The 16,697-nt window shown below is 47.2% G+C and carries 11 protein-coding genes and 1 pseudogene; 2 read left to right on the forward strand and 10 right to left on the reverse strand.

Annotated features, from left to right (window positions below; all coding sequences use genetic code 11):
- Window positions 1–155: pseudogene (locus H579_RS28995) on the reverse strand (IS5/IS1182 family transposase); the annotation flags it as partial.
- Between the two features lie 84 nt (window positions 156–239).
- Entirely contained in the window at window positions 240–1,856 is a 1,617-nt protein-coding gene (locus tag H579_RS28210; protein ID WP_051228138.1) for a diguanylate cyclase domain-containing protein, read from the reverse strand.
- A gap of 297 nt (window positions 1,857–2,153) precedes the next feature.
- Between H579_RS28210 and H579_RS0121050 the strand changes: the two genes are divergently transcribed.
- On the forward strand, window positions 2,154–3,488 hold the full coding sequence (locus tag H579_RS0121050) for a KamA family radical SAM protein (protein ID WP_028302298.1): 1,335 nt from the start codon (window positions 2,154–2,156) through the stop codon (window positions 3,486–3,488).
- A gap of 159 nt (window positions 3,489–3,647) precedes the next feature.
- Here the strand turns inward: H579_RS0121050 and H579_RS0121055 are convergent, their stop codons facing one another.
- The 8 genes from H579_RS0121055 to H579_RS0121090 form a co-directional block, all read right to left on the reverse strand.
- Window positions 3,648–4,985, reverse strand: coding sequence for a hypothetical protein (locus tag H579_RS0121055; protein ID WP_028302299.1), 1,338 nt, complete (start codon window positions 4,983–4,985; stop codon window positions 3,648–3,650).
- A 76-nt stretch (window positions 4,986–5,061) separates the two neighbouring features.
- The gene (locus tag H579_RS0121060; RefSeq protein ID WP_028302300.1) at window positions 5,062–6,189 is read right to left on the reverse strand and encodes a beta-ketoacyl-ACP synthase III; all 1,128 of its coding nucleotides are present in this window, start codon (window positions 6,187–6,189) and stop codon (window positions 5,062–5,064) included.
- Window positions 6,190–6,412: 223 nt separating this feature from the next.
- Window positions 6,413–6,790, reverse strand: coding sequence for a Na+/H+ antiporter subunit G (locus H579_RS0121065; protein WP_028302301.1), 378 nt, complete (start codon window positions 6,788–6,790; stop codon window positions 6,413–6,415).
- Window positions 6,791–6,798: 8 nt separating this feature from the next.
- Window positions 6,799–7,068 (reverse strand): K+/H+ antiporter subunit F, encoded by a 270-nt coding sequence (locus H579_RS0121070; RefSeq protein ID WP_028302302.1) that lies wholly within the window; start codon window positions 7,066–7,068, stop codon window positions 6,799–6,801.
- Complete coding sequence (locus H579_RS0121075) at window positions 7,062–7,568, reverse strand: Na+/H+ antiporter subunit E (RefSeq protein WP_028302303.1); 507 nt, start codon at window positions 7,566–7,568, stop codon at window positions 7,062–7,064. The genes H579_RS0121070 and H579_RS0121075 overlap by 7 nt, the downstream gene beginning before the upstream one ends.
- Window positions 7,568–9,085 (reverse strand): monovalent cation/H+ antiporter subunit D, encoded by a 1,518-nt coding sequence (locus H579_RS0121080; RefSeq protein WP_028302304.1) that lies wholly within the window; start codon window positions 9,083–9,085, stop codon window positions 7,568–7,570. Before H579_RS0121080 ends, H579_RS0121075 begins: the two co-directional genes overlap by 1 nt.
- A complete protein-coding gene (locus H579_RS0121085) occupies window positions 9,085–9,453 on the reverse strand; it encodes a Na+/H+ antiporter subunit C (RefSeq protein WP_028302305.1) in 369 nt (122 codons plus the stop codon). Before H579_RS0121085 ends, H579_RS0121080 begins: the two co-directional genes overlap by 1 nt.
- Window position 9,454: 1 nt before the next feature.
- Window positions 9,455–12,256, reverse strand: coding sequence for a monovalent cation/H+ antiporter subunit A (locus H579_RS0121090; protein WP_028302306.1), 2,802 nt, complete (start codon window positions 12,254–12,256; stop codon window positions 9,455–9,457).
- Window positions 12,257–12,748: 492 nt separating this feature from the next.
- Here H579_RS0121090 and H579_RS0121095 point away from each other — a divergent pair, with 492 nt between their 5' ends.
- Window positions 12,749–16,660, forward strand: coding sequence for a PAS domain S-box protein (locus tag H579_RS0121095; protein ID WP_028302307.1), 3,912 nt, complete (start codon window positions 12,749–12,751; stop codon window positions 16,658–16,660).
- The last annotated feature ends 37 nt before the right edge of the window (window positions 16,661–16,697 follow it).

Genomic DNA, 16,697 nt, shown 5'->3' on the forward strand with positions numbered 1-16,697 from the left:
CCTCTCCCGCGATATGCTCCCTGGATGGCTTGCAAATCCAGACTATCGACAACCTCTACAATAAAGCGAGCTAAATGATCTTCAGGCAGCCAGTCATCAATAGATGGAGGAAGTAGATAAGGCGTTTGACGATCGATGGTACGAAAGCGACTCATGATATATCCTGCTGGAACCTGAAAAGGGCTATTATCCTAGATCTGGATGAAATGGGCTAATAGTCCGACAGGCTGCTAGATTTTTTAGCTGTTATTTTGCTCGCAGATAACACGGTTACGGCCACCTTCTTTCGCCTGGTAGAGCAGCTCATCACCTTTTTGGTAGCAAGTTTCCAGTTCTGAGCTACCGGAGGAGAGATAAAGGCCGAAGGAAGCCGTGACTACTTTGGCCGCTTCGTTGTAATCGTGGGGGATGCCCAGTTGCTCAATCGCCTGGCGCATATCTTCAGCGCATTGGGTTGCTTGTTTCATATCTGTACAGGTGAAGAGGAGCGCAAACTCTTCTCCGCCCAAACGGTAAGCAAAGGCAGCATGCTTTTTGGCGATGGTTTTCATAGCATTACCAATAGAAGTAAGCACTTCATCGCCAGCCTGATGGCCGTAGTTGTCGTTATACTGCTTAAATTTATCTACATCAAAGATAAGGAAGGCCAGTTGTTGCTGGGCTTCGAATGCTTGTTGAGAACTTTGGTCAAACTGACGATTAAAGTGGCGACGGTTGTATAACCCCGTCATTGGGTCGGTAACAGAAAGCTCTTCGATATGCTTCTTACTGGTAATATCCTGGCGTACAGCGGTATAGCCTGTGATATTGCCTTGTTGATCAAATTTAGGGTCAATGTTGACATCAACCCAGTAAAAGCCGCCATCTCTTTTTGAGTTTTTTATTTCACCACTCCAGGCTTGCCCACTCTTGATAGTCTGCCAAAGATCATCGTAAATCTCATTTGGCATATCTGGATGACGTACAATATTGTGGTTTTTTCCGATTAATTCTTCCCTGCTGTAACCTGAAATATCACAAAATGCCTTACTTACTGAACGAATAATGCCATTCTCATCGGTGCTGGAGCTAATTACATAATTGTCGATTGTTTCAGCGTAACGATCAATCTGTTTAAAGCGTTCCCGACTGCTGATCAGTGTGACGATACGGCTGATAAACTCTTCCCGTGAGAAGGGTTTGATCAGGAAGTCATTCACACCTGTTTTTAAGAAGCTGGCACCCAGCACGGGGTCACGGTGGGCAGTCACTGCGATAATTGGCAATTCCAAGGCATCTCTGGTTCGACGAACTTCACGTACCAGGTCCAGCCCATTCATCTCGGGCATTTCATAATCGGTAACAATGAAAGAGATTTCTGGATGAGCTTTCAATAGTTCTAGAGCTTCTTCGCCAGAAGCGGCTGTGTGTATGTTGAAGATGAGTGGCTGCAGTAAAGCGCCAATAGAGGAAAGGCTTGATCTTGAGTCATCCACAATCAGGACTTGCATATGGTCTGTGATTAAGAGGAGTTCGGCCAGACGCACGGCATAGTAGAGGTCACTGATCCCGCTTTTGACGACATAGTCTACTATGGGCAGAACAGAAATCTGCTGTTGCATCGCTTCGTTCATAGAACTCGTCAGTGGAATGGTTGGTACACCTTTACCTATCACGGTATGAACGATCTCGCCCCGGCAAGCATCAGGCAGCACTAAGTCGGTTATCGCAACAAAGAAATCGTGCTCGTTTAAGAGCCTTACAGCTTCGGCATAACAGTCTGCATGATAAACATCATATAGGTTATTTTCTGCCAGCTGGCGCTTTAACGCTTTGGCGAAGAGTTTGCTGTCTTCTACTAATAATAATTTTTTCATAAATTGCCGTGCTAGCTGGGAGAACAAATCTGCCCATATTTTAAGATAAAGGCACTGGATTTGTTAATTGAATAGACACTTTTCTGACGAAAATCAACTACTTCTATTATGTCTGGTGAAGCTGTTGCACATCCTTACAAAGATATATCAGTGTCACATTTTTTTTCCAATAATTATGTGTGTTTTGCTATATGTTTCGCCATCTAATGTTTATGGTGCTATCTGATTGGGTGTTTTCTTGTATAATAGGTCCCTAAAAGTTTTTAAAACAGACCATAATTAGCTTAAAGTGGGCCTATGACAAGTCAGGAAATTATCGATACTACACAGGCTGTTAACGCCGATCTCGCACCAAAATTCAAGGTATATACCGCTCGTCATCTATCAAAGATTGAACAGCTGAACAAGCTGCCAGAATCAATTAGAGATGAAATGGAAGTTGTTGCAGAAGTGCTGCCTTTCAGGGTAAATCAGTATGTGATCGATGAACTGATCGATTGGAACAATCCAGTTGAAGATCCTCTGTTTCAACTGACATTCCCTCAGCGGGGTATGTTGAAGCCGGAGCACTTTGACTTGGTTAAACAAGCTAAAGACACTGGGGATAAAGAGGCTCTTAAGCAAGCGATTGCTGAAGTGCGTGAGGCGTTAAACCCTCATCCAGCGGGCCAGTTGGAGCACAATATCCCTAAGGTAAACGGTGAGCCGGTTCAGGGTATTCAGCATAAGTATAATGAAACTGTACTGTTCTTCCCGAGCTCTGGTCAGGTGTGTCACAGCTACTGTACGTTCTGTTTCCGTTGGGCACAGTTTGTCGGTGATAACTCGCTGAAGATTGCGGCGAAAGAATCTGGTCAACTGCAGGATTACCTGCGTGAACATAAGGAAGTGACGGATGTTCTGATCACAGGTGGTGATCCTATGGTTATGAAGACCAAGAACCTGCGTGCTTACCTGGAACCGCTGCTGTCACCTGAGTTTGATCATATCCGTACCATTCGTATCGGTTCCAAGGCACTGACCTTCTGGCCTTATCGTTTTGTGACTGATGCCGATGCTGATGATCTGATGGCGCTATTTGAAGAAGTGATCGCGGCGGGTAAAACCTTGGCGTTTATGGCGCACTATAATCACTGGCGTGAGATGGAAACGGATATTCATCGTCAGGCAGTGAAGCGTATCCGTGCGACAGGTGCTCAGATTCGTAGCCAGGGGCCTTTGCTGAACCACATCAATACTTCTGCTGATGATTGGGCGAAGATGTGGCAGACTCAGGTTGAGATGGGGATTCAGCCTTACTATATGTTTGTTGAGCGTGATACGGGTGCGCAGCACTACTTTGAAGTTCCGCTGGCGCAGGCTTGGTCAACGTACCGTGATGCGATGAAGCAGGTGAGTGGTATTGCGCGTACGGCCCGTGGTCCTTCTATGAGTGCGATGCCGGGTAAGGTTGAGATTCAGGGAGTTGCCGAGGTCAACGGCGAGAAGGTCTTTGTTCTGCGTTTTATTCAGGGCCGTAATCCTGATTGGGTTCAGCGTCCTTTCTTTGCTCAGTATGATGAAAAAGCCACTTGGCTGCACCATCTGAAGCCTGCGTTTGGTGCTGAGAAATTCTTCTTCGAAGAAGAGTGAGTCAGCCAGCGGCTTAAGCCGCATGAAATAAGTCAATAAAAAAACCGGAGACCAATGGCTCCGGTTTTTTTATGCCCAATATTTTTATCTTGTATCTGTGCTCAGTATTTGTAGTCAGGTTTTAGTTTTGATTTTGTGGGTTAAAGGTTTTGGAGCAATTTAGAGCTGTATCAGTTGCTGCAAGATACCCTCTGCCACTTGTTGTGCGCTCTGATCATCCAGTCTGCTTCTATCGTAGGTAATATTGAGATGGAGTTTGCCTTTGTAGTGAGTCACAGCAGTAAACAGTGGTTGAAATGGCATTGGGCAGAGGGCAAAGCTAATACGTTGTACATCTGAATTGGCACTGGGTGTAACAATACCAAGATTACTGATCAGCGTTTGTGGTGCTGAGCGTAAGGTTGCTGTACTAAACTCTGCCATAACTTCATCTGTACAGGGGATCAGTTCAGGACGGATAAACTGATAAAAGAAAGCGGCATCATCACGCTGTAGTTGTTGGTGTAGTTCTTTATCCGCCTGCTGCGCCAGAGACCAGAAATCGCTCTCTGGTGTAAGCCGGTAAACAGAAGACAGTAGCGTGGTGTGCATACCTAGTGCAGGCTGTTCATCGTCAAAGTAACGACGCATATCGACCGGGCTGGTTAGACAAAGTGTTACATCTTTAGAATTGTCGTTTCCGGTATTTTGCTTGTTATTCTGATTCAGTTCGTGCTGATAAATTGCCATCAGTTGCACGGCTGTCAGGGCACTATGAATTCTCACTTGATGTTGCTTACAAGCTTGTTTTATACGAGAGCTTTGATCTGGTGTTAACTCAAAGCTAAGAATTTGCGGTGAGCTACTTTCTGATTTGGTTGACGATACGGGGTTTAATGTCGGTAGCTGTTGCGGACGTCCATAGCGGCGAATCTCTGTTTTTTTCTGTTCAAGACGACGTGTAATTTCTTCATCCTGCCCAATAATATTTAGTTTAGCAGGCAGTTTTTTATGTAGTGCCGCAATAGGGGCTTGATCACTGCTTCCTGTGTCAAAATGAGTTGGGAGGTGGTCAGCCGAAATATCCAGCCACTGCTTTAATAGCTCGGCTCCGGTGCGGCCATCGGCGATAGCATGGTTAAATACCAGCGCCACACAGGATCTCTGTTTCGCTTGAGTACTATCCAGATGTTGGATGTAGAGGGCTCTGATCAGTGGTTGTTCAAAGTTAAAACGCTGGGCCAACGCTTTACCGATGACTTGCTGCCAGTTATCACGGGTTGTGAACTGCTCCACTTGGATACTGTGTGGATGTGTCTGTAAAAACAGTTGACCCTGATTATCGCGATTGATGGCTAACTGGAAGATATTCTGTTCTTTTTGCAGATAATTCAGTGCATTGTGCAGGTTATTAATATCTTGGGGTTGATCAAGCTCGGCCATTACAGCGAAGTTCATACTGGAGACTTGGTCCAGTAGCCAGAAATAGTGTTCTGCGGGGTCCAAATAGCGCAACATAAAGAGAGTCTCCAGAAAATAGGCCCGTGAAGTTACTGAGCTGTAAGATAAAAGTGTTGACCTTTAATATAAAAGATTAACGTTTCTGAATGACTAAACTGCCGATAGAGTAACCCGCGCCAAAGGAGCAGATCACTCCGTAATCACCGGCTTGTAGATCTTTATGATGCAGGTTAAATGCGATCAGGGAGCCTGCTGAGGCTGTATTAGCGTACTCATCCAGCACGATTGGCGCCTCCTGCTGTGTTGGCATCCGGCCCATCAGTTTTTTACCAATCAAAACATTCATATTGATATTGGCCTGATGTAACCACCAGCGAGTGATCTGTTCATTGCTCAGGCCTGTTTCGGTCACGTGGTTGGTCAGGTGCTCTGCCGCCATTGGACACACTTCTTTAAAGACCTTGCGGCCATTTTGATGGAACAGCTTGTCCGCAGAGTAAGGATCAACATCCGTTACATGGGACAGGTAACCAAAGTTTGAACGAATATTGTTGGAGTATTGGGTCTGCGCTTTGATACCCAGAATCTCGTAGCTGTGCTCGGATTGGCAGGTTTCAGCCTGTTCGATAATCGTTGCTGTGGCCACATCGCCAAAGATAAAGTGGCTATCTCGATCCTTATAATTGACCTGGGGAGACGTCAGTTCTGGGTTGATCACCAGCACTGCTTTTGCTGTGCCTGCGGCAACCATCTCATAGGCACGGTGCAGGGCAAAAGTTGCGGCAGAACAAGCGACCAACATATCAAAGGCAAAACCTTTAATATTCAGTGCAGCTTGTACTTCAATAGCAATGGCAGGGTAGGAGCGCTGTGTATAAGCGCAAGATACAATCACCGCATCAATCTCTTCTGGAGATTTATTGGCTTCGGTCAGTGCTTTTTCTGCTGCGGCCAGAGCCATCTCTGCCTGATGGGACAGCTCTTCGTCAGAGCGTTCGGTCAGCTGAGGACGCATACGGGTCGGGTCTAAAACCCCCTCTTTACTATACGAGTAGCGCGACTTGATGCCTGAAGCTTTTTCGATAAATTCGGCACTGGAGAAAGGCTTTGCTTCCAGTTCACCTGCTTCAATTTCTGCGGCGTGTTGCTGATTGTACAGCTCAGCAAACTGGTTGTAGCTGTCGACCAATTCTTCATTGCTGATAGTATGTTCAGGGTTCCAGAGACCGGCACCGCTAATCACCACTTTTTGTTTGCTCATTCTGTCACCCGAATATGAAAGTTTTAACTAAATCAAACGTTTGATTTTGCACTAATTAGACCCTTTGGTCTAGGTGCCCCGATTATTTGCTACTCTATCTGTTCCAAATGAATAAGTATCGGCTGTCAGGCTGTATTGTAATAAGTGTAATACTGCTGATAACAAAAAACCGGCCTGAGCCGGTTTTTTGTGAGTTGGTGGTAACAGTAAAAGAAATAGAGAGTTACTCTTGTTCTTTTTTCTGACAGGGGGCTGCACGATGGCGTGCGGGTTCCATCAGGTCGTGACCTTTGGAGCGTTTAAGCATCTTGATTTCATGGTGTAGTGCTGTTTTAGCGATCATATTGGCCGTAACCGGCGCAGTGATCAGTAGAAACAGAGTGATTAGCCATTCATGAACAGATAGGGTGCCATTTTTGATGCTGAACATAATGGTTGATGCCAGCAAAATACAGGCGATGCCCAGAGTAGTCGCTTTAGTTGGCGCGTGTAGTCGTGTGTATAGATCAGGCAGGCGAACCAGGCCTACCGAACCGATAAACATAAACACGCCACCTAATAGCAGAAAGCAAGCTACGATAGCTTCGATAATGTAATCCATAGTGCACCTTATTCGATAATATCGCCACGTAGTATGTACTTGCACAGCGCTGAGGTACTGACAAAACCCAGCATGGCAATTAACAGGGCTGCCTCAAAGTAAAGTGATGTGCCCTCATGCAGGCCATAAAGTACGATTAGGGCGATACTGTTGATATACATAGTATCCAGCGCAAGAATCCTGTCCTGTACAGTAGGGCCAATAATCAGACGCCACAAATTGATAAACAGAGCCGCTGAGATTAAAACGGCCACGACAGTGATCGCGAAACTTAACATCCCAGAATCTCCTTCAGTGGTGCCTCATAACGCTGTTTCATCTCGTCGATCAGGGCTTGCTCATCGTCGATATCCAGGGCGTGTACATAAAGCCATTGCTTATCTTCTGATATTTCGGCACTCACGGTACCAGGCGTCAAAGAGATGGTGCTGGCAAACAGCGTAATGCCCAGCTCGGACTTGATATCCAATGGTACTGCGACCATGCCTGGGCTTAGCTTATTCATTGGGCTGAGTACCTTGCGCGCCACTTCAAAGTTGGCGGTGAGAATGTCCCACATCACCAGCATGAAGTAACGAAATGCCAGGCCAGGTTTTTTAATCGACGGTTGCTCTGGCGCCAGGCTTGTGACCAACATAGGTATAGTGATCGCCAAAAAAGCACCCAGCACGATATGACCAAAGGCCAGGGTATTGTTCAATAGCAGCCATACTACAAACAGCAGTAGGCTATGAATCGGCATAGGTAGGAATCGGGATTTTCCTTTACGTTGCGTCATTATTGGCCTCCCATATTCTGCTGTGGTAACAACGCATCAACGGATTGGCTGAAGTTAAACAGCTGTGCCGCGGCTTCCGAGGTGATTGCGGTCACTTCACCACCGAAGATCACCAGAATCGGGGAGCCTAGCAGTAGCAAGCCAACGCCCATCAGCTCAAACAGATGGACTCGCTCATCTGAACCTGACGGAGCGGTGGTGCGCCAGAAAATAGTAGTGCCCGCCCGGGACAGTGCTACCAGAGAGACCAGACCGCTGATCAGTATCAGAGGCCATATCCAGAACTTATCAAAGGCTTCTTCAGCAGCTTGAAGCAGCATCACCTTGCCAACAAAGCCAGATAATGGCGGCATACCTACGATGCTCAAAGCACACAGGAAAAAGGCGATGCCGAGTAAACGTGGTTGAGCCACTGCACGGGCTTTTACAAAACGATCCTCGGCTTTACCCCGTTGACGGGCAATCAGGTCGGCCAGCAGGAACATAGCTCCGGCAATCAATGTGCTGTGCAGGATGTAATAGAGGGCTGCGCTGGTGGCAACTTCGGACTGCAAAGCCATGGCGATCAGAAGTGTACCGGCTGAGACAACGACCATGTTGGCGGTCAGAAGTTTAAGACCAGGGCTGGCCAGAACGCCAATGGTACCAATCGCTAGAGTCAGCAGTGACAGCGGCCATAGCCATGGCAAGGCAATGTCCGCAAGCTCCCCAGATTCAGGGCCAAAGATCAGGGTATGCACACGTAAGATGCTGTACACGCCCACTTTGGTCATAATGGCAAATAATGCAGCCACCGGGGCACTGGCCGAAGAGTAGGTCTTAGGCAGCCAGAAATGCAATGGTAGTAGAGCGGCCTTCAGGCCAAATACCAGTAGCAGTAGCAGGCCGCCGGTTTTTGCCAGAATGGCTTCCGCGCCTTCCAGTTCACGTACACGTACGGCCATATCCGCGATATTAAGAGAGCCCAAGGTGCCATAAAGGATACCCAAGCCAAATAGGAACAGGCTGGAACCGATTAGATTCAGGATCACATAGTGGACCGCAGATTGGGTTTTCTGCTTACCACCCCCATGAACCAGTAGCGCATAGGAAGCGATTAGCAGTACTTCGAAGAATACAAACAGGTTAAACACATCACCGGTCAGGAAGGCGCCATTGATGCCCATCACCTGGAACATAAACAGCGGATGGAAGTACTGACCACCTTTATCCTGACCCGCACAGGCGTAAAGCAGAGCGCCGGTAAACAGAATACAGGTTAGCAGTACCATCAATGTGGAGATGCGATCCGCCACCAGCACAATGCCAAACGGCGGCTGCCAATCACCTAGGACGTACATTTGGGTGCCCTGTTGGTCTGCAACGCTCAACAGGCCAAAGGCAACAATAATCTGAGCGAAAGCTGAGATCAGTGCCAATAGCCGTTGTCGGGCAATGGTGGTATGAAAGGGTGGCAGCAGCAGCAACGCACCCGTAATCAGAGGTATCAGTATGGGTAAAATCGGTAGATGCATGATTACTTCCTTAACTTCCTGTTACGTAAGCGTGCTTGTGCTTGCACGTTAGGCAGACGACCATCCACATGGTCGTTACCCAAGTCGGCACGGCTACGCATGGCCAGAATGACCACAAAGGCTGTCATTGCAAAACCAATTACAATCGCGGTCAGTACCAATGCCTGAGGCAGAGGATCACTGTATTGCTCGGATTGTCCCAATACCGCGGCCGCATTGACTTTTAAGCGTCCGCTGGCAAACAGGAACAGGTTCACAGCGTAAGAAAGTAACGTGAGTCCGATCACTACGGGGAAGGTGCGTCCCCGTAGTGCCAGGAAAATGCCGCAGGCCGTTAGAAGGCCAACACAAAATGCGTAAATTCCTTCCATTTTAGTCATCCTCTTCCATAGCGACAGGGCGTTCACTGGTTGTCAGTTTACCCAGGTTAGCCAGAATCAACATGGTGGCACCAATTACGGTCAGGTAAACACCGAGATCAAACATCATGGCGCTGGCCAACTCAAACTCACCCACCAGAGGCAGATGGAAGTGGTCAAACCATGAGGTCAGGAACGGACGATCAAATGCCCAGCTACCGAGACCAGTCAGTGCGGCGATAAAAATACCGCTACCAATCAATATTTGATAATCGATCTTCATACGTGGTTTAACCCAATTAACACCGTGTGCAATATATTGCTGGATAATGGCCACGGCAGTAATCAGACCGGCGATAAAGCCGCCGCCCGGCATATTGTGTCCCCGCAGGAAGATGTAAGCGGAAACCAGCAGTGCCAATGGCAGCAGACTCTGCGATACCACCGCCAGCATCATGGGGTGACTGTCCAGCGTCCATGGGCGACCGGATTCATCACTGGCTGGCATATACAAGCGCATGCGGGCGATCAGTTTAAAGATACCCAGTGCGGCAATACCCAATACGGTGATCTCACCCAGGGTATCGAAGCCACGGAAATCCACCAGAATAACGTTTACCACGTTGGTACCACCACCTCCGGTTTTACTGTTCTCCAGGAAGAAGGTGGAAATGGTATCCAATGGACGAGTCATCAGCGCGTAACAGATAGTACCGATTACACCGCCGATCATTGCCGCGATACCCAGGTCCCGTACCACGCGACGAGGTGAGGATTCTTTTGGCGTTTGCTGAGGTAGGAAGAACAGTGCCAGCATCAGCAGGATCACTGTTACAACCTCTACCGACAGCTGAGTCAGCGCCAGATCTGGTGCTGAGAATTTGGCAAACATCAGAGAAACGATCAGGCCTACAATGGACAGTGCCAGCAGTGCCGCCATACGTTCACGGTGCCAAACCACAGTGGCAATAGCACCAATAGTTAGCAGAACCGCGCCCGTAATGGAGATTGCATCCACCGGTAGTTCCGGTCGTAAACCCGTAGTGGCGTTCAGATCCAGTAACGGCCAGGCCATCATGGCAAAGGACATGCTGAGCATCATATAGCTGTAACGTTGCAGTGAGCCGTTTTCGACCAGAGCCATAAATGTGGTGGCCTGACGCTGTAGTAGCTGAACAACTGCTTCAAAGACCAGTTTAGGGTCGCTATCGGGGAACTGGGCCTGGAATTGGAACAGCTCCTTACGGTTGTAATAAACGATCAAACCACCGGCCAGAGCGAGGAAGCTCATCAGCAGAGGGAAGTTAAAACCGTGCCAAATTGCCAGGCTGTATTCAGGTGGTGTGCCGTTCAGTGCCGCACTGGAGGCTGTGTAGAGCAGATCACCAATGACCAGGCTCGGGAAAACACCCACAAGTAGGCACAGGGCAACCAGAATCTCTACCGGAACCTTCATATAGCGCGGTGGCTCATGGGGGGTTTTGGGTAGATTGATCGGTTCACCGTTAAAGAATACATCGTGGATAAAGCGAGTGGAGTAGGCTACCGAGAACACGCCGCCAAGAGTTGCTAAAACCGGAACCATCCACGATAGTGAACCCAGAGAGTCCTGGTGCAGGGTTTCGGCAAAGAACATCTCTTTTGACAAGAAACCGTTTAGTAGAGGGATGCCAGCCATCGATGAGGCAGCGACCATCGCCAGCGTGGCCGTATGGGGCATATATTTCCACAAACCGTTTAACTGACGCATATCCCGGGAGCCGGATTCATGATCAATAATACCTGCCGCCATAAACAGAGAGGCTTTAAAGGTAGCGTGGTTAATGATATGGAAAATTGCTGCAACGGCAGCCAACTCTGTGCCCATACCCAATAACAGGGTGATCAGGCCTAAGTGACTCACGGTAGAGTAGGCCAGCAGGCCCTTCAGGTCATGTTTGAATAGTGCGGTATAAGCACCCAATAATAGCGTCGCCAGACCTGTCAGGCTCACAATCAGGAACCACAGCTCTGTACCGGACAATACCGGATACAGGCGTGCCATAAGGAAAATACCTGCCTTTACCATGGTGGCAGAGTGCAGATAGGAGCTGACAGGGGTTGGTGCCGCCATTGCATGGGGCAGCCAAAAGTGGAACGGGAATTGAGCGGATTTAGTAAACGCACCTGCCAGCACCAGTACCAGAATAACCGGGTAGAGGGTGTGTTCACGAATCAGGTCACCGCTGTTCAGTACATCGTAGAGGTTATAGCTGCCTACGACTTCACCAATCAGCAGGATGCCGCCCAGCAGAGCTAAGCCACCTGCACCTGTGATAGTCAATGCCATCCGGGCACCTTTACGGGCTTCCGTCTTGTGCCCCCAGAAACTGATCAGCAGAAAAGAGCTGATACTGGTCAGTTCCCAGAACATCCACATCTGCAGCAGATTATCCGACATCACCACGCCGAGCATGGCAAACATAAACAGGATCAGATAACTGTAGAAACGGCCTATAGAGTCTTTCTCAGACAAATAATATCTGGCGTACAGAATCACCAGAAGGCCGATACCCAGAATCAGGATGGCGAACAGCAGCGCCAAACCATCCAATCTGAAAGCAAGTTCCAGACCGATAATGGGTATCCATTCGTAGCTTGTGAATAGAGCCTCACCGTCAAAAACGGCTGAAGTATTCTGAAACACAAGGATTAATGCCAATGCGGGCAGGCCTGCAGTTAGAAAAGCACAAGCGCTACGGCTGAACCTAGATGCAAATAGGGGTACCAGCGTTCCCAACAAGGGCAGCAAGGGGATCCAAATCAGGTTATTCAGCAAGGGAAACTCCTGTTATATCCATGTTGCCTTATTTTTCAATCTGTTAGTCGTTCGTTATTAGGAGGGGCGTTCGACCGCAATCTATTGATTACGTTCAGCTTTACTTGTTTTTATGCTCCCATTATAGCCATGCTTTGCACTCAGCTGGAAATAAAAAATATAGAAAATTAACATCAAATTACGCTATTGCTGAATTTGACGATGTTTGGCCTCGGGTGCTCTGTGTCTGATGCAGGTGAAGGATAAGTGCTTGTGCATTGCAGTATATATAGCCTTGATCGTCGCTTGTGCAGTACAGGTGCAATCTGCTGTTATTGTTAGATTTTCCAGGTCGTCAGGATAGTGCTATTAGTAAAATCTGTTATCACTTTTTAGATGCAGTGTATATATTTGTATTGATACTCTAGTGTCCCTGTAAGCAGAGTTTACCATTAAAGGATACTCAACTTGTTCAGACAACCCTTTTTACAATGGAGCAGGCATTTATTAATGCTGTTTCCGATAAGTGCATTGATTTTGATAGTTGCCATGCTCAGCTTTTATCAACTAGAGGAGCAGTATCACACACGTTTACAGAGTGATTTCCAGGGGCGTTTAGGAGCAGTGCATCAATCTATTCTGTCCTGGAACAGGGCTAAAAAGTCAGTTATTGCTTCTTGGGTAAGTCAACCTGAACTGTTGAGGATAAGTCTACCGATTGTTCGCAATACTAATGAAACCAGCGTCAAACTAGCCCGCTATAGCCTGGATGATTATTTAAGGCCGGTGATATCCAATCCTGGGATAAAAGCTTACTACCTATTAGGCGCAGGGAATGAGGTTTTAGCCAGTAATCAACCGTCGAGCATTGGTCAGGTTACTCCTTTGGCTGTCGATAAAGAGGCCTTGAAAGTGGCCTGGAGGGGAGGTGCGTCGGTTACTGCGCCACGTTTCATCAATAACAAGCATAATCAACTACAGCAATTTATTGCTGCAGGTATTGGGCGAGGGCAAGAGCGATCGATTGCCGTGCTTATTCTGGAACTCAATCCAGAGCAGGGGTTTCTGGATATTCTAACAAAGGCTTCATTTGGATTGACCGGTGAGAGTTACATATTTAACAGCGATGCCTTGATGTTAAACCCTAATCGCACGGGTGATATTAGGGTTTATATCAGACGTTCCTACAAGCACGGGGGTGAAGATATTCAGCCGTTAACTTATCTGGCTCATGAGGCCCTGGCTCACAGGTCAGGAGTTCGAGTGAAAGAAAGTTATACCGGATATCAGGGAGAAGCTGTAATAGGTGCATGGCTATGGGACTCCCAACTGAATATTGGTTTAGCTGTTGAGCAGAGTGCGGCTGAAGGCAAGCAATTTATTGATCAACTTCGTACAGTATTCATCGCTTTTACCAGCGTGGTGTTTTTTCTTATAGTCAGTTTCTTTTCATTTATTGTTTATCAGTCATCAATTCGCAGTCGTCAGGATCGTCAGGCGCGTAAAGAATTAACGCAGCGGTTAGAGGAGTTACACCGTGATAAAACAGTTCAGATTGAAGAGCGCGAAGTACGCTACAGAGCAATTATTGATACCGCATGGGATGGCATTTTTGCTGTAGACAGCAATGGCATTATTCAGTCATTAAACCCTGCTGTAGGGAGAATCTTTGGTCGTGGAGCCCAGGATTATTTGGGAATTCCGCTGTCGGATATTCTGAAAGTGAAGAATGTTGAAGGTGAAGCAGGCGGGGTGCTATCCCGCCATTACGGTCAGTCCTTTGAAGCTATTGGTATTCGTTGTGATGGTTCTTATTTTCCGGTAGCGGTTTCCAGCAGTCGAACCAATTCAGGTAAAAACTCTTTTTATACGGTTGTTTTGCGTGATATCAGTAAACAGAAAAAGAACGAAGAAGAGATTCGTGCTATTCGTCATCGACTGGAGTTGAGTCAGGCATTTGCTCATATCGGCACGTGGGAATGGTCGCTAAAAACTGACCTGGTGTTGGCGACGGATATGGCATTGTCATTACTGGGCGTATCGGTTGATTCTGGTCAGGTATCAATGGCGTTCTTTTTTAGTCACCTGGAGGAAGAGGATGGCGTCGCTCTGCGGCAGGAAATGGATGATGCTATTGCTGAGAATCGCTCTTTTAGTTGTGAGTGCCGTTTAAAAGAGAGCGTTAAGATTAAAGGGGTTGATAGAGAAAGCTCGGGATTAAGTGGCTCTGGGGAGGAGGGCTTTGATAAGGCTGATTGGTTGCTGATACAAGGCACGCCCATTATGGATAGTGAAGTTACAAAGCGTATCATTGGTCATATTCAGAGGATTACTGAACAGAAACATAATGCTGCAGCATTAGAGAATGCGCGTAACATGTTGTCAATGGTGCTAAATACCATTCCGTCAGGTGTGTACTGGAAAGATAGTTCGCTTAAAATTGCGGGTATTAATAGCCGTTTTGCTCAGGACATCGGTTTGCCTGAAGATCAGATTCTGGGCAAGACTGATTATGAAATTTACCAGAATAGGAAACAGGCTTCGCTAATTGATACTCTGGACCATTGGGTACTTGAAACCCAGCAGGAGAAGCTAAGTGAGCATGGCTTATATTATATGAACGACGGCCGGGAGCGACATATCGAAATCAGCCGCTTGCCTATTAAAAACTCAGCGAACAATCCGGTTGGTGTGCTGGGGGTCTACTCTGATGTGACTGAGCGCATTGAGGCTCAGGAAAATCTACGTAAGCATCACCGTTTGTTGGCCTCTATTTATACCACTCAGCTGCGCTACTTTGCTCATGTCGGTAAGCGGGAGATTTTTCAGAATATATTGGATGAAATTATCTCTTTAACCGATAGCGAATACGGTTTTATTGGTGAGGTGTGTTTGACTCCTGATGGTCAAACTTATCTGCGTACCTTTGCGATTACCGATATCTCGTGGAATGAGGAAACTCAGAAACTGTTCCAAGAGCGAGCTGAAGATGGCTTTGAATTCTTTAATCTGGATACCCTGTTTGGCTACACTTTGAAAACGGCTGAGATTGTGATCAGTAATGCGCCAGCAGTTGATGATAGAGCAGGAGGCTTGCCCCCTGGTCATCCTCCTCTCAATGCTTATTTGGGTGTGCCTCTTATGAAGGGGGATGACATGATTGGTATGATAGGTTTGGCTAATAGAGAAGGGGGGTATCGGGATGAACAGGTAGATTTTTTACGACCGATGTTGACAACTTGTTCTAATTTGATCATTGCTTTGCAGAATGATGCGGCAATTGAGTCGGCCCAGCATCAGTTATTAAGCGCCAAGACAGCAGCAGAAAAGGCCGGTCAGGCCAAGACCGAATTTCTCTCCCGCATGAGTCACGAACTCAGGACTCCTATGAATGCTATTCTGGGCTTTGCCCGATTGCTTGAGGATCAGGTGTCCTCGAATCCTGAGGCCTGTGAGTTTGTGCTTGAGATAGATAAGGCTGGCCAGCATCTTATGTCTCTGATTAATGAGGTGCTTGATTTGGAGCGTATTGAGTCGGGTCGGGTGGAGTTGGATATCGGGTCAGTGGACCTGGTCCAGCTGGTCAACGAGTGTTGTAAAGTGATTGAGCCCGTGGCTCAGAGGGCTGGAATAGAGCTGCAGAATAGATTAGCAGATATTCCTAATACTTATGTTAGAGCAGATGATATGCGCTTGCGTCAGGTGCTTCTGAATCTTCTCTCTAATGCTATTAAATACAATAAGAATAAAGGTCAGGTTATCATCGATGTGCTCCTTGAAGATGGCAAGTGTCGGTTGTCTGTCAAGGATACAGGGGTTGGTATCAGTCGGCTGGAGCAGGAGCACTTGTTTGAATCATTTAATCGCTTGCATGCGGAAGGCAGTGATATTGAAGGAACTGGTATGGGTTTGGTAATCAGTAAGCGTTTAACCGAGTTGATGCAAGGGCAGCTCTATTTTGATAGTGAAGAAGGCGTCGGAAGCTGCTTTTATGTTTGTCTGGTGCAGGCTGATGGCTCTCAGTCTTTGATGGGGAAAACGGTAGGTTATCTGGAAGGTGAGGCAGAAAACGTAAAGAGAGTGTTGTTTGCGGCTAAAGAGTCTTCTGTCGGTGAGTGTTGTCCTGAACTTGAGCCAGAGCTGATCGCTCAGGATGTTTGTTTTGTATCCAGTGCTATGAATTTTCTGGAGCATGCTTTGCAGAGTAATTATCAGCTGTTGTTGTTGGACGAAAAAGTTAATGATATCCCGCTTGAAGAGTTGATTGCTTATTTAACCGAAGCCGGAGCTTTAGATAAAACTAAACTGGTTGTGTTATCGAAATCTGGTTGGTTAAGAGATACCCTGGTGCACGACTCGGTTAAGTTACATATTCATGGTAGTCGTATAGGCTCTTTGATCGCAGATGCGTTAAGTGAATAGCTTTTAAGGGTTTGCTTTTCGGTTGTCTTTTTACAAT

This window comes from Oceanospirillum beijerinckii DSM 7166 (genome assembly GCF_000422425.1).
GTDB lineage: Bacteria > Pseudomonadota > Gammaproteobacteria > Pseudomonadales > Halomonadaceae > Oceanospirillum > Oceanospirillum beijerinckii.

Coding starts and splice junctions, on each gene's coding strand:
- H579_RS28210 (WP_051228138.1), bottom strand. CDS start 1,856: ATGAAAAAATTATTATTAGTAGAAGACAGCAAACTCTTCGCCAAAGCG.
- H579_RS0121050 (WP_028302298.1), top strand. CDS start 2,154: ATGACAAGTCAGGAAATTATCGATACTACACAGGCTGTTAACGCCGAT.
- H579_RS0121055 (WP_028302299.1), bottom strand. CDS start 4,985: ATGTTGCGCTATTTGGACCCCGCAGAACACTATTTCTGGCTACTGGAC.
- H579_RS0121060 (WP_028302300.1), bottom strand. CDS start 6,189: ATGAGCAAACAAAAAGTGGTGATTAGCGGTGCCGGTCTCTGGAACCCT.
- H579_RS0121065 (WP_028302301.1), bottom strand. CDS start 6,790: ATGGATTACATTATCGAAGCTATCGTAGCTTGCTTTCTGCTATTAGGT.
- H579_RS0121070 (WP_028302302.1), bottom strand. CDS start 7,068: ATGTTAAGTTTCGCGATCACTGTCGTGGCCGTTTTAATCTCAGCGGCT.
- H579_RS0121075 (WP_028302303.1), bottom strand. CDS start 7,568: ATGACGCAACGTAAAGGAAAATCCCGATTCCTACCTATGCCGATTCAT.
- H579_RS0121085 (WP_028302305.1), bottom strand. CDS start 9,453: ATGGAAGGAATTTACGCATTTTGTGTTGGCCTTCTAACGGCCTGCGGC.
- H579_RS0121095 (WP_028302307.1), top strand. CDS start 12,749: ATGCTGTTTCCGATAAGTGCATTGATTTTGATAGTTGCCATGCTCAGC.